At 41.8% G+C, this 12613-nt stretch carries 14 protein-coding genes; 4 read left to right on the top strand and 10 right to left on the bottom strand.

Going from position 1 to position 12613, the window contains the following annotated elements; translation table 11 throughout:
- Positions 1 to 174: 174 nt before the first annotated feature.
- From A5N88_RS17250 to A5N88_RS17240, 3 genes are all read right to left on the bottom strand, one after another.
- The gene (locus tag A5N88_RS17250; RefSeq protein ID WP_066268225.1) at positions 175 to 753 is read right to left on the bottom strand and encodes a YdcF family protein; all 579 of its coding nucleotides are present in this window, start codon (positions 751 to 753) and stop codon (positions 175 to 177) included.
- Positions 754 to 1209: 456 nt separating this feature from the next.
- Complete coding sequence (uptA, locus tag A5N88_RS17245; protein ID WP_066268219.1) at positions 1210 to 1806, bottom strand: undecaprenyl phosphate transporter UptA; 597 nt, start codon at positions 1804 to 1806, stop codon at positions 1210 to 1212.
- Between the two features lie 91 nt (positions 1807 to 1897).
- Positions 1898 to 3172: a VTT domain-containing protein gene (locus A5N88_RS17240; RefSeq protein WP_066268218.1), complete on the bottom strand. Its 1275-nt coding sequence runs from the start codon at positions 3170 to 3172 to the stop codon at positions 1898 to 1900.
- Between the two features lie 275 nt (positions 3173 to 3447).
- Between A5N88_RS17240 and A5N88_RS17235 the strand changes: the two genes are divergently transcribed.
- Positions 3448 to 3804 carry a GNAT family N-acetyltransferase gene (locus A5N88_RS17235; protein ID WP_066268216.1) on the top strand — a complete coding sequence of 119 codons (357 nt, stop codon included), beginning with the start codon at positions 3448 to 3450 and terminating at the stop codon, positions 3802 to 3804.
- A gap of 205 nt (positions 3805 to 4009) precedes the next feature.
- Here A5N88_RS17235 and A5N88_RS17230 read toward each other — a convergent pair whose 3' ends face one another.
- The 6 genes from A5N88_RS17230 to A5N88_RS17205 form a co-directional block, all read right to left on the bottom strand.
- On the bottom strand, positions 4010 to 4474 hold the full coding sequence (locus tag A5N88_RS17230) for a DinB family protein (RefSeq protein ID WP_066270647.1): 465 nt from the start codon (positions 4472 to 4474) through the stop codon (positions 4010 to 4012).
- Positions 4475 to 4499: 25 nt separating this feature from the next.
- The gene (locus A5N88_RS17225) at positions 4500 to 4763 is read right to left on the bottom strand and encodes a DnaA N-terminal domain-containing protein (RefSeq protein WP_066268215.1); all 264 of its coding nucleotides are present in this window, start codon (positions 4761 to 4763) and stop codon (positions 4500 to 4502) included.
- 608 nt (positions 4764 to 5371) lie between these two features.
- Positions 5372 to 5947: a PadR family transcriptional regulator gene (locus A5N88_RS17220; RefSeq protein WP_066268214.1), complete on the bottom strand. Its 576-nt coding sequence runs from the start codon at positions 5945 to 5947 to the stop codon at positions 5372 to 5374.
- Positions 5948 to 6352: 405 nt separating this feature from the next.
- Positions 6353 to 6895 carry a GNAT family N-acetyltransferase gene (locus A5N88_RS17215; RefSeq protein ID WP_083953191.1) on the bottom strand — a complete coding sequence of 181 codons (543 nt, stop codon included), beginning with the start codon at positions 6893 to 6895 and terminating at the stop codon, positions 6353 to 6355.
- Between the two features lie 587 nt (positions 6896 to 7482).
- A complete protein-coding gene (locus A5N88_RS17210; RefSeq protein ID WP_066268212.1) occupies positions 7483 to 8151 on the bottom strand; it encodes a response regulator transcription factor in 669 nt (222 codons plus the stop codon).
- Positions 8148 to 9269: a sensor histidine kinase gene (locus A5N88_RS17205; RefSeq protein WP_066268209.1), complete on the bottom strand. Its 1122-nt coding sequence runs from the start codon at positions 9267 to 9269 to the stop codon at positions 8148 to 8150. Before A5N88_RS17205 ends, A5N88_RS17210 begins: the two co-directional genes overlap by 4 nt.
- A gap of 122 nt (positions 9270 to 9391) precedes the next feature.
- Between A5N88_RS17205 and A5N88_RS17200 the strand changes: the two genes are divergently transcribed.
- The 3 genes from A5N88_RS17200 to A5N88_RS17190 all read left to right on the top strand — a co-directional run bounded on the left by A5N88_RS17200 (position 9392) and on the right by A5N88_RS17190 (position 11159).
- On the top strand, positions 9392 to 9982 hold the full coding sequence (locus A5N88_RS17200; protein WP_198160312.1) for a nitroreductase family protein: 591 nt from the start codon (positions 9392 to 9394) through the stop codon (positions 9980 to 9982).
- Complete coding sequence (locus tag A5N88_RS17195) at positions 9969 to 10598, top strand: CPBP family glutamic-type intramembrane protease (RefSeq protein WP_066268205.1); 630 nt, start codon at positions 9969 to 9971, stop codon at positions 10596 to 10598. Before A5N88_RS17200 ends, A5N88_RS17195 begins: the two co-directional genes overlap by 14 nt.
- A 141-nt stretch (positions 10599 to 10739) precedes the next feature.
- Positions 10740 to 11159, top strand: a complete 420-nt coding sequence (locus tag A5N88_RS17190; protein WP_066268203.1) for a VOC family protein — start codon at positions 10740 to 10742, stop codon at positions 11157 to 11159.
- A gap of 309 nt (positions 11160 to 11468) precedes the next feature.
- Here A5N88_RS17190 and A5N88_RS17185 read toward each other — a convergent pair whose 3' ends face one another.
- A complete protein-coding gene (locus tag A5N88_RS17185) occupies positions 11469 to 12611 on the bottom strand; it encodes a mannitol-1-phosphate 5-dehydrogenase (protein WP_066268201.1) in 1143 nt (380 codons plus the stop codon).
- Between the last annotated feature and the right edge of the window lie 2 nt (positions 12612 to 12613).

Here is a 12613-nt window from a genome sequence, read left to right as displayed (position 1 = left end):
TTACCCAGCACGCAAAAAAAAAGCACCCTCTTGGTAACGGGTTCTGTTTTGAAGTACAAAACTCGAAAAAGCAAGTTAAATAGCATACCAAATAGCATTGAAAAAACACCGTTAAGGGAACCCAGTTTATCAAGGTTTCCTTCGTTTTTTAAGCCGTTTTCATAAAGATTGTTGCTAATGTCTTTCTAGAGTAATTGCAATCACTTCACGTAACGTTTCCTTTGGGTTGGTCATAGGTGGAATTTGTCCAACATATCCGCTTGTATTCATACCTAGTTCACGAGCATAGAGTTGGGCACGTTCCTGATGATAGAAGTCCGTCACAATGATTGCTGTATGCATCCCTTGTTTCTGCATAATCTGTTTTGCGTTGAACAAATTTTCCCAAGTGTTTTTGGATTTATTATCTAGGTACATAACTGCCGAAGGTACTCCTTTACTCTCCAAATACCGTTGGCTCGCTTCCGCTTCGGCTATAGACTCACCTACACCTTGTCCTCCAGTTAGGATAAATGATGAAGCATAATGTTGGCGATAGAGAGTGAGTGCCGAGGTAAGGCGTTCCTGTAAAACGGGACTCGGTTGATCTTTACCCACAACTGCTGCTCCAAGTACGATAATTGCGTCAGATTTTACAGGTTTTATTGAACGTCCATATGAATTGATTTGTTCATATTTCCAAACAACATATAGCGTGATTAAAACGAGGAACACTCCCGCAATTATTACTACGTTTCGAAAACGAACACGCAAATTATGTCACTCCTTTTTCGGTGCTTATTAAACCATCAATAGAAAGAGTTATGCTTTTTTCCAACGTTTAAGAGTTGGTAATAAAGTTGTCAGTTCTTTTCCTGCTTTTTCTTCGCCCATTGATTGAAGTATAGCACGCAGTTCAAGTACATTTCTTCACAATATCTATTATTAATGTAACATAAATACTAAAAATGGAGATGAATTCGCACTTAAAAAAGCGGTCCATTTAGTGCAGTTACAGAAACTTGTGTAACGTTACTATTTTATGTGCGAATTACTATACCAAAAACACTCAATTTTCATTTAAAATGCCTTTATATCAATAAAAAAGGGACATCCAATTCATATGCGATTTGATGCCCCATTTCTTATGCTTTTTATGAACTTGTACTCGAAAACAGAACCCGTTACTCTCTTGGATGCTTTTTTCATCGAGTTACAAACCTGCAGTCGTTATATTTTTTTCTTGCGCCGCGAAATACTGAAAATTACATATCCAATAATTACAAGGAATCCTATAATCATTAAAGGCTCCAGTAACGGCTTGGCATACGTATCTACCTTGCTCCAGTTCGCAGCCAGCTTATCTCCCAAATAAATAAACAAAATGGACCAGATGACACTCGCAAGAACCGTATAGCCAATGAACTTGGCATACGACATTTTGGCAATACCGGCCGGGATGGAAATCGCCTGTCTTAATACAGGAACAAAACGGGCTGTAAACACCACACCTGCACCATAACGCTTAAACCATTCATCGGCCAAATCAATATGTTTTTCATGAATAAAAAGGTACTTCCCATATTTTCTTAAAAACGGACGGCCGCCATATGCTCCAATCCAATACAGGATCAGCTGGGCAATCAGCGCTCCGATCGTCCCTGCAATAACCGCTCCGGCAAAATTCACTTCTCCCTTTGACACTAAATACCCTGCATAGGCTAAAACAATCTCACTCGGAATAATTTCAACCATTAATCCTAAGGCAATTCCAAAGTACCCAAGACTTACAAGGGTTGTTAATAAATGATGGACAATACCAGACATCCTCTTCCTCCTACATCTTACTTCTTATATTTTCATGCGGACAGGAAAGCAGCTTTGCCTTCATGCCGCAGGACATTCAAAAATCATCTATCTATAGCAGGCGAAACAGCTCGAGCAGCAGTATATTTAATCCGAGCCAGACTCCGCCGAAAGTAAAGCCTGCCGCAATATCACTGGGCTGCTGAAGGCCAAAAAAGACATGGCTTGCCCCAATCAAGAGCAAACAGACAACAAGCAGTACATCCGCCAGTGTATGGATCCATATTCTTTGAGAATGCCGCACAAGCATATAGACGGCAAATCCGTATACAATCAAAATCATTATGGAGCCATCGCTTGGAAAGCTGGTGACATAATCCAAAGTGATAAAATGATTGGCCTCTACTTGATGAAACACCCTTCTAAGTGTTTCTTCGTAAAGCTCTCCCCCCATGGTGAGAATAAATAGAGTTAAAATCTCATGAGTTTTGTCTTTTCCTCTTAAAAGAATCCACATAATTGTGAGAATAATCACCGTCATTAGGGCTTTTTGCGTTCCAAGCTGAAGGAACAAATCCATCACCCAGCTCCATTGCCGATCAAACATCAATGGAACGAAGACATTCACTACTCCATTAAAATCCTGAAATTCATTTCCGACAAAGAACTGTATCATTTTAATCATCAGGACAGCAAACCCTAATGTCACAATAGCCGTTCCCGCAATCACAAATTCTGTTCGTATTCTGGTTTTAAAAATACTGAACACCCAAAGAACAAGTGCATAGGCGATGGATTTGATTTGCAGGCTGTATTTTCGATAGACATATACAGCAGCCACACCAAGGGCAATAATGACAATGCCGATGCCCATATACTTTATAGCAGAATTGTGGAATTGATCCCACTTTGGTCCAAGTAATTTTCCAATCGAGATAAACGTCCCCGTCCAAAAAAAAGCACCTGCATAGGCATAGATGGCATACGCACGAAAATTCCCTCTTGTGATACCGGAAAAATAACCTGTAATATGACGGATGCCGGGAATAAAATAGGCTATAATCAGCACTTTATTCCCATATCGATTAAACCAGGAGGAGGTTCTTTCCATTTGTTTTGGCCCCAAATGGAACAAGCTGCCATACTTTTTTATAAAAGGACCGCCCAGTATGCTTCCGATCCAATAAGACAGGGTCATTCCCATTGACGTCCCAAAGCCGGCAGCAAAAATGGCTAAGAACCAATTCAAATGATGCTGATACACCAAGTACCCCGTATAGCTCATCAGGATTTCTCCCGGAACTGGCAAAGCGATCATTTCTAGCAGCAAAGCAACAAATAAGACAATGTAACCATAATGATCAACATAGGATGTGATCGACTCCAATCGCCAAACCTCCCCCTTTCTGCCTCCCGTGCTGTGTTTTATTCAAAGCTTTGAATTCTTATTCCATCAAAGGCATTTCTATGTAAAAAGAGCCTTTTCTTATTATAGCCAATTCCCACCTGCCATTTCCATTTTTCACACCGGCAGCTTTTCAGGTTCTCATGTCTATTTTATACTAACAACTATAAGGACGGTGGCAAAATGAATAAAGTTCATAGTCTCGTGAAAAATGGCGCTTTCTCTATCAGACTCACGACTCATTCCGTCTGCCTCTGATGGCAAAATGGCTTGCTAATGAAGCCATCACTGCTTTTTATGGCCCAAGAATGAGTGCACAGGAAGTAGCTCGTAAATACACGCCCCGTATAGAAGGAAGCATTCCTGTTATTCCTTGTATAGCTGAAACAGCCGATGGACCTATTGGATTTGTCCAATATTATATGCTGAATAGCTCAGAGAGGATGGAATATGGTTATGATAAAAGCAATCCTGCCTTTGGAATGGACCAATTAATTGGAAATCCCGCAATATGGGGAAAAGGGATGGGGACACTCCTGGTAACAACGATGTCTTGCTTCCTATTTACTGAAAAAAAACGCACAGATGATTGCTATGGACCCACAATGCGATAATAGGCGTGCGATAAGCTGCTATGAAAAGTGCGGGTTCAAAAAAGGAAAGCTTTTGCCCAACAATCGTGTATTAATGGACAATCTCAAATAGCTTCAGTTTTTTAGACATCACTTTTCCAAGGAGTTTCCGTCCTCCATTCTATACAACATAACTGTATTTTAAATTAAAAAGGAAGGATTGCATGTATCCCCCCTTGAAGCACAGTTATTCTTCACTTTTTACATTAGCCGGCGGCCCTAGCTGCCTGATATGGTGCTCATCATGTTCAGCTTCGCTTTGTGTATATTCCTCCAGCGACAAGACCTTGCCTCCAATGGTAAAAGCCGTGGACAGGTCCTTATCTTCCAAGTAGTGAATCAGCCTCTCCCTTTGGTTGATTGCCTCCCCAATAAGCTGTTTAAGAGCGATTCCGGAATGCGCGTAATCCCATGCCTTTTGATTCAGCTCTTCCACATCGTCGCTGCTTAATCTGCTTAATGCTGCTCCTTTTACCATGAAAGGAAGTCTTTCCTCCAGGAAGAACTGGTCCCAAAAAAGAATATGGGCAATCATAGCTGCCTTCGACCATTTCCCTTCTGCTAAAGGGGCAAAATACTCATCTGCTTGATCGGTATTGATTTTTTCCAGTGCCTGCGGCCAGCTGGATAACCGTTCGATCGGATCGTCCATTTTCTCTTCCACACTTTCTGTAGATTTATTGCTGATAGGCTTTTGCATTTTTATTCGTGATGGTAATAGACATGCTTCTTTTAAATACCTTCTCGGCAGCTTTTTCTATTTCATGGAGATAATGCTTGCGGATCCAGTCAGCAGCAAATTCATTGGATGCCTGCACCACTAATTTTTTTTCTTCTACTGTAATTAGATTGGAGTGCTTAAACCATGTGTTGTACGCATTCGGCCCTAATTTATTCTTCATCTGGCTTACGATATCATCCCATAGCTCCTGATTCTCCATGCTTTCTCCTCCTTGCTTCTCAATTCTTTTCTCAAGTTTGTTGTATACGTCCATCCTCGAAAGGTCTCTCTTACTACTTCTTTCCACTGGTACTATATCCCTTCTAGTCTGTAAAATTCCTTTTTGATGAAGGCTCTTTTCGAAAACTTTGTTGCTATTTAACACAAAAAATAATGAAATTCACAGGCTCTGTAGTAAATCTGTGAATTTCTTACGAAAAGATGCCACGAAGACAGACAACATACGGAATGATGCCTTGTACGTAAAGCAACAATCTATGCGAAAACAGCCTTGATGAAAAATGCCAAAAATAAGTTTTATATCTAGTGCAGCATTCTCCCTGTCGGCTTAGGCTGTAGGAGTCTCTTGTCCTAAAGTTTCACTCACCATTGGCTTCAAATTCATATTCACCTTAACATAGATATTGGTAATGCTCTGATTCTCCTTACCTCACCGAGTGCTCGTTCTCTGCTTCAATCACCATTGGGTCAATATCAATCTGGAACTTTAACAGACTAAACAAAAAAGGTTTGCAAGCAGGCTTCAATTCCTGTATTAAAAGCCGATTTTAGCCTTTATGCAGCTTATGTATTCATTCTTTTGTTCTCTTACCGAACCTCTTCTTTTACTGGTGATTTACTTTTTTCCAACCGGTGAATACAATCATCACACCATTCAATAATACCTTTAACCGCTCTATAGCTATAATCTAACGTTAAAGAACGATAGAGTGTTTCCGTTTCTTCCTGACATTGGGCAGCTGCATCTATCTTTAAATGCTCAAAGAACATTGAAATTTCAAGCATTTTCTGCTTATGCTGTTTCACCTGTTCAATACTTTCTTCTAAAGGAATACTCTGGCTGAAAAAAAGCTTGAGCAGAAATTCATTTTTGACTGGAGGATGGCTTACGATGGGTTTCATCAGCCATTCGGTTAATACCTGGCGGCCTCTGTCAGTGATGGAGTATATATTCTTATTGGGCTTCCCAACCTGCACCTCCGTTTTAACTGTTGCAAGATTTTCCTCTACCAGTCTCTTTAAATTCGGATATATTTGGCCGTAGCTTTCACACCAAAAATGGCTGAGCCACTTTTCAATGGTTTGTTTTATTTCATATCCTGTCGCCGGCCCTAAAAGAAGAACCCCCAACAAAGCATAGAAGCTTTTATTTTCCCTCGACATTGTTCCTCCTCCATCTCTATCTGTACATCTTTTTGTTGTTTTTATTCTAGTATAATATTTGCAAGATAACATATCCATATATTCCGAATTTTTCACCAAAACTTATAAAGAAAACATGAAAATCGCAAGTCAGCTTAGGCGACAAGCATAAGACAAAACTCAGCTTTAAAGTTACCTTTTAACCATCTAGACAGCTTGTCTTATACCCCCGAACCATTGATTAGGAAGGTTTGGCTTGTAACCTTCCAACTGGAGATAAACAAGAAAAATTTCCACATGTTTAGCATTTTATTATTTTCAATACGAGACTTACAAGCGTGCCTAGTAAATGATGCAGTACACCTTACCATTATAGAAAATCTCCGCGCAATGCTTCGCGGAGATTTGTTATAGACGAATATGTTTTTAAGTACTTATCGTTTTATAAACATGTCTGCGAAAAGGCTCAAATTGGCGTTTTTTATAAAAAGCTTCTGCTCCTTCATTCCCTACCCAATAGTCCAGCTCTACTCTATCGGCCTTATATTTTTTCGCTAATTCTTCAACTTCGTCCATAAGCCTGCTGCCATACCCCATATGACGCATTGCTCCCTCCACGCTAATTTGGTGGACATAAATGGAACGGCTGCCTTTTTTAGAAGCGTTTTCCTGACGATCCTTTACTTCTATCCATGCATAGCCCATAGGCCGCTCCTGGTCTTCTATTACAAGAAAAAAATAGTCTGTTTTATTGATGATCGCTTTAAAGAACTCCTTCGTTTTTGCTTCGTCATAGCCAAAAAAAAGATCCGGAAAAAGCTTCGCATGCAGCTCCTGAACTGGTTTATTTAATTTTGCTACAAGTTCATAGTCTTTCGTTTCATACACTCGCATAAGATTGTCCCTTTCTCTATAAACAAGACCGTTTTCACGTATATTTTTCCATTTTATAGTTGTATTCTTCATCATACACCGCTCTCATCAAATAATCTACTGATTTTTCCAAAAACTCAAAAATATCGGTATCCCACTCTTTTACTTTACTACACTAAAGGGGTCAGACCCCTTTAGTACTGCACTGCACAAAAGCTCATCACAAATAAGAAGCCGGCATTTTTCATGCCGGTTGGGACGGCGGCAAAGCCGCCTCTGGTGAGTTATCCAAGATGCTTGAGATATGCAGATAAAAGAATAGCTGCTGCTGCAATAAACAAAACGGTTAATACAATTTTTGTGCTTCTTCTCATAATTAAAACTCCCAGGACGTTAGTTTTTTTCTTTCCATTAGCCCGTTTTAAAAGATATGAAACGTAGCTTCTAATTATTTTATTCCCAAATCTCCCAAGTTTATAAACGTCTTTTCTTATGAATTCTTAAAATGGTGCTATTGTACGGTCAGATTCATAGCCATTAGCTGCTTTTTTCATGGCATGACTTTATTTCATTGTCTCCGGTCATTTTGCCGATGATTTCCACTTCAGGCGCCCGCCTTCCGCTGCTATCACCATTGGTCAGTACCAACAATGAACCTTTATTAGCCCCTGTAGCTCACTTTTTTAGAGAATCCCTTTCCCGAGCGCATATCGAATGGCTTCAGCCCGATTGCTGACACCGATTTTCATATAAAGCTGGGATACATAGTTTTTAATTGTCCCCTGTGTTAGGAAGAGCGCTTTAGCCATTTCTGTATTCGTTTGATTTTGACTGATTCTTCTTAAGATCTCCCATTCCCGTGGAGTGAGGTGAACCTCGCCTGTTCTCACCTGCCTGCCTGCTATTTGAGAAGAGCGGATTCTTGCACTTACTTGTATTTCTGGTGCATAAAGGCGCCATTCAGGACTCCATTCTTGCAGATCAAATCTGTCCGAAAGAATGAGCCGAATAGCTTTAATTAATAGACCGGGAGGAATATCCTTCAGAAAGCAGCATTCTGCCCCAGCATGGATGGCATCCAGTATCCATTCATCATGGTCAAAGGTCGTTAAAACAATAATCGTACACTCATTGGATAATGAACCGATATGCATGGTCGCTGCAACACCATCCATCTCCGGCATACGAAGGTCCATCAGCACAACATCCACGGCCTTTTCCATTACAGCCCTTACTGCTTCATTGCCTGTTGCGGCTTGCCATGCAACCTCCATATCCTTTTCAAGTCCCAGAACAATAGAAAGACTTTCCCGAACCAGCGCCTGGTCCTCTGCAATGCCAATACGAATCAAAGTTTCTCCTCCTTAACAGCATCATATCCCTTAAAAGGCACGATTAAATGAACGGTTGTTCCACGAGAGGGCACCCCCTCTATCAGAAGCTTCCCTCCTAAGCCCATCGCCAGCTCCTGAAGGGATTTTAGTCCGATTCCCTTCGTTTCACTTAAAAAACTAGCTCCATTATCCCTTATATAGAGAGAAATCCCATCCTCTTTTTCTTGGAACCAAATTGCCATTTTAGTAGCTTTTCCATGCCGAATTCCATTCGTTACGGCTTCCATCATTGTTCTGGCGACTGCTTCACCTGTTTCATCAGGCTGGTTAAAAGCGTTCCAGTCAATGGGAGAAAGCTGAAGCTGTATCTCGACATTTGTCAGCTCTTCCATTTGCTTAAGGGACTCTATTCCATACCTTAACCATTGCTCTGCTGTTCTCTCCCCCTCATCCCAGCTTCGTACCAGCCTTCTCATTTCCTGCAATCCCAAGCCGGCTGCTTCTCTGGCTTTTTTCAAATATACATGATTCTCTGGTTGTGGAAGTGCCAGAGCAACATCAATCGCCCGGATGACAGCCGTCCAGTATTGCCCTGTCGTATCATGAAGCTGGCGGCTGATTCTTACTCTTTCACGATCACTTGCTGCCTGCTCCTGATCGAAAACGGACAAGGCAACCAGCCTTCTTGCCAGCTCACGTTCCCTTATCAGTTCACCGATTACAGAGCTGTAAAGAAGGATACCTGTTATCACAATCATCGCAATCCACGGAAGATCTATTGGATAAATCCAGAAGTAGAAAAGGGCTCCCGCTAATGAGAAAAAGTATACGCCCAGCCTGTCTGCATAGGATAAATGAATGGCTGAACGCGTAATCGGAGAAATCAATGCACAAAACAGGATGCTGTTTGGAATGACTATGATCCATAGACCCACACCTGCTAATTCCAGCCACACCCCCAGCCGCATTCTGCCGGCCTTCTCATCGGGCTTTTTCCATATATCCCAAACACCAAACATACATACCATTGCAGAAAGCAAAAGTTGCCAGAGTGTCAGCCCTCCCCGAAAATAGATAACATATCCAACTGGCAATGCGTAATTCACCAGCCGAAGCAGCACAAATAACCGATTCATCTCATCCCTCATTTTTTTCATGACTTTCTTATGACTTAAGTGGATATGTTTGTGACTCCATTCCTATGTATACTACTTCCATAATAAAAGAAATGAAAAATATTGGAAAGGAAGAAATGAACATGGACAATGAAATTACTAGCCTGGCAATGGAGATAACCGAAAGAAAAAGTGTTGTGAATTGGACCCTTCAAACCGTAAGTGATGAAGCATGGCGGCTGCTGCTCGAAGCAGCAAGGCAGGCACCCTCTTCATGGAATCACCAGCCGGCAAGATATATATTATTAAAAGAGAAAAACAGAATGAAACAATTATGCAGCGCCTTCCACCGTACCAATAAGTGGGCAGAAAAAGCTGCAGGATTCGTTGTGCAGGCGGCCAATCCGGACGATGATGACCGTGTTTCAGGGAAGGATTATTATTTATATGACTGCGGGTTAGCTATGATGAGCCTCGTTTACCAGGCTCAAATCATGGGAATAAGCTGCAGGCAAATGATTGGCTGGGACGAAAAGGAAGTTAAGAATCTGCTGCAAGTTCCGGAATCTTATCGGATTGTCGTAATTACAGCCTTTGGCTACCCCTCTTCCTCTGTTTTCAGCACAGGAATGGAGGCGGCCAAACGCCGTTTGACCCAGCAGGACAAACGATATAAGCCTGAGCATATTGCCTTTTGGCATACCTGGGGAGGCGAAAGCTTTGAAAACTGCTAATGCATTTACACCCTTCTTTAGATTTTCGCCACAGGCAAGAAAAAAATTAAATCTGGCACGGCTGTCCCTAGATATTACGGGTCTAGCTGCAATCTATACGTTTGGCTCCCTTGTAACTGCCAAGGATCAATGGATTCTTTCCATTTATTCCGTTTGTGCCTGGATAACCATTTTAACCATCAATCCTTCTCACCTGCCTGAGGCATCCGCCACGAGGAAAATGCAAAAAGCAGCATGGATCTATTTTTTAAAACTGTCGCCTTTATTTGCTGCTTCCTTTGTGTTGACCGTTCTCTGTAAAAAGGTGAACCCTTTGATGCACCCTGTCTCAATTGGCATGATAGCCGGCACCCTCATAAATGCCGTGCTGTATGAAGTGTATTTTCGAAATATCCTTCAAGTGTTTTTTCGAAAATGGGGATGGCCAGTATTCTTCGCTATCCCAGGTCAAAGTCTGCTATTCGCTCTCGGATTCTTTGTTAAAAGCCATTCCCTTCCTGTCATGCTCTGCGCCTTTGTGATCGGGCTTTTAACAGGCTTTATCAGCCGCAAAACCCGGAGCAGTCAAGCCAATATTGCTGTCATGGCCGTGATGTTCTGGATTCTCACATCATAAAGATTTCTTCCAGAAACACGATTTGTTGCCTGCAGGCCGTAAGCAGTGAATGATAAGCCTTATCCCGCTCTTGCACTTTTGCGCAGAATAAACAGCCGCCTGTGATACAATAAATGAAACACGCAGCTAGGAGAGATTGTATTGGAAAAAACATTGGACCATATTGGAATTGCAGTACGTCATCTAGAGGATAGCATTCATTTTTACGAACATGTCTTAAACGGAACTCTTATTGACAGGTACCGAAGCGAGGTTCCTGGCGTGGAAAGTGATGTGGCGATTATGGAGGTCAACGGCAGCCGCATTGAGCTGCTGGCCCCTACTAACAATACGACTTCCCCGATCGCACGGTTTATCAGGCAAAAAGGAAAGGGTGTCCATCATTTGGCATACCGGGTCGATAACCTTGATGAAGCATTAATAGAGCTGGATAAACAAGGAATTCGGACACTGGAGGGAAGCCTCCGAATCAATAAGCACGGAAGGCGATTAATCTATTTAAACCCTGCAGATACCGAAGGAACCATCATTGAGTACTGTGATTATCCTGAAGAACACTGATTCTTGCCGATCGGTGTTTTTTGCGAGTGAAGGTTCGCTGCTGACTCTCGGGCATTTATCTTAAAACGCCTGGATGAGGCTTTTGCAACATTCCATCCCAAAATCGCATCATTCTCCAGCTACCACCCTCCTCCGCCTAAGAAAAACGCAACCTCCTTGCTCATCGGCGTACGGATTTCAGAGTCTTAACGGAAATAAAGGCAGTTCACGAGCTGATTTCGACGTATCGCAGGCAGATGACTTAGAAATCCGTTAAAAGTTCCAAAAAAAAATCCCCCCGAATACAAATTCAGGGGGAAACATTTCAACTTATTTCTTTAATTGATCGTAATGGCGGACAATTTCGTTTGTAATGTCACTATTTTCGTCCAGCCCGCTTACTTCACTCAATGCTGCACGAATCCCTTTTTCTTTGATTAGGGATTGGAGCTTAACAGCTTCCTCATCGCCATTGAAATCAAACATCAAGGCAGAAGCCATCGCCTTTGCAAGGTTTGTATAGGAAAGTCCTGCTTTTTGCGCTTGGACAGCCGGGCGTACAAGGCGGTCATTTGGTCCAAGCTTGCGGAGCGGCGAACGTCCAACACGAGTTACACCGTCATTCAGGTAAGCATTTTTGAAACGATTAATAATTTTGTTGATATACTGCTGATGCTCCTCAGCATTTAAGCCGTATTCCTTAATGAGGTAGGCACCTGTTTCACCAAGTGTTGCTTGTACCTGCTTCACAATTTCTTCGTCCTGGAGCGTTTGATCGATTGTCTCTTTTCCTTCTAAGTATCCTAGATAAGCAATAACAGCATGTCCTGTGTTAACGGTAAAAAGCTTTCTTTCAATGAAAGGGGCCAAATCCGGAACAATTTTCATGCCTTCTACTGGAGGAATGGTTTCTGTTGTTTCCACAACCCACTCATAATATGGCTCAACCAGTACGTCTAAGGAGCCTTGGTTATTCTGGATTGGCACGATACGGTCAACTGCGGAATTAAAGAAGTAAACCTGCCCTTCCAGCTTCGCTTTTGTGTCCTCATCAAGGCTTTCTAAAATATAGCCTTTTAAAAGCTCGGTTGCAGAAATTTGATTTTCACATGCAATGACGTAAAGCTTTTCGCTGTTGGATTTTATTCTCTCAGCAATTCCTTTAGCCATTAACGGAGCGATACGAGGAAGGATATTCGGTCCGATCGCTGTCGTCAGATAAGTGGCATTTTTAATGGCTTCCATTACTTCATTTTCCTGTGTCAGGTTATTCAGGCCTGACACATTGTCAATCGTCATAGATTCATGGGCATCCGTTGCCAAGTTTACTTGGTACTGTTTTTCTTCATTTAATTTAGAAATAATTTGATCTGCAATATCCACAAACGTTACATGATAGCCGGATTGTGAAAATAATGCTCCGATAAACCCTCTGCCGATGTTTCCTGCTCCAAAATGTACTGCTTGTTTCATTC

Source organism: Heyndrickxia acidicola, from assembly GCF_001636425.1.
GTDB classification, from domain to species: Bacteria; Bacillota; Bacilli; order Bacillales; family Bacillaceae_C; genus Bacillus_AE; species Bacillus_AE acidicola.
The sequence above is the reverse complement of the archived record's forward strand: the minus strand, read 5'-3'. Positions and strand labels throughout refer to the sequence as shown.

Bases quoted from the DNA above. Each gene is read 5' to 3' on its own strand.
- uptA (WP_066268219.1), bottom strand. From the start codon at position 1,806: ATGTCTGGTATTGTCCATCATTTATTAACAACCCTTGTAAGTCTTGGG.
- A5N88_RS17205 (WP_066268209.1), bottom strand. From the start codon at position 9,269: ATGAATCGGTTATTTGTGCTGCTTCGGCTGGTGAATTACGCATTGCCA.
- A5N88_RS17220 (WP_066268214.1), bottom strand. From the start codon at position 5,947: ATGTCGAGGGAAAATAAAAGCTTCTATGCTTTGTTGGGGGTTCTTCTT.
- A5N88_RS17185 (WP_066268201.1), bottom strand. From the start codon at position 12,611: ATGAAACAAGCAGTACATTTTGGAGCAGGAAACATCGGCAGAGGGTTT.
- A5N88_RS17235 (WP_066268216.1), top strand. From the start codon at position 3,448: ATGGCAAAATGGCTTGCTAATGAAGCCATCACTGCTTTTTATGGCCCA.
- A5N88_RS17200 (WP_198160312.1), top strand. From the start codon at position 9,392: ATGGACAATGAAATTACTAGCCTGGCAATGGAGATAACCGAAAGAAAA.
- A5N88_RS17230 (WP_066270647.1), bottom strand. From the start codon at position 4,474: ATGGACGATCCGATCGAACGGTTATCCAGCTGGCCGCAGGCACTGGAA.
- A5N88_RS17225 (WP_066268215.1), bottom strand. From the start codon at position 4,763: ATGGAGAATCAGGAGCTATGGGATGATATCGTAAGCCAGATGAAGAAT.
- A5N88_RS17215 (WP_083953191.1), bottom strand. From the start codon at position 6,895: ATGATGAAGAATACAACTATAAAATGGAAAAATATACGTGAAAACGGT.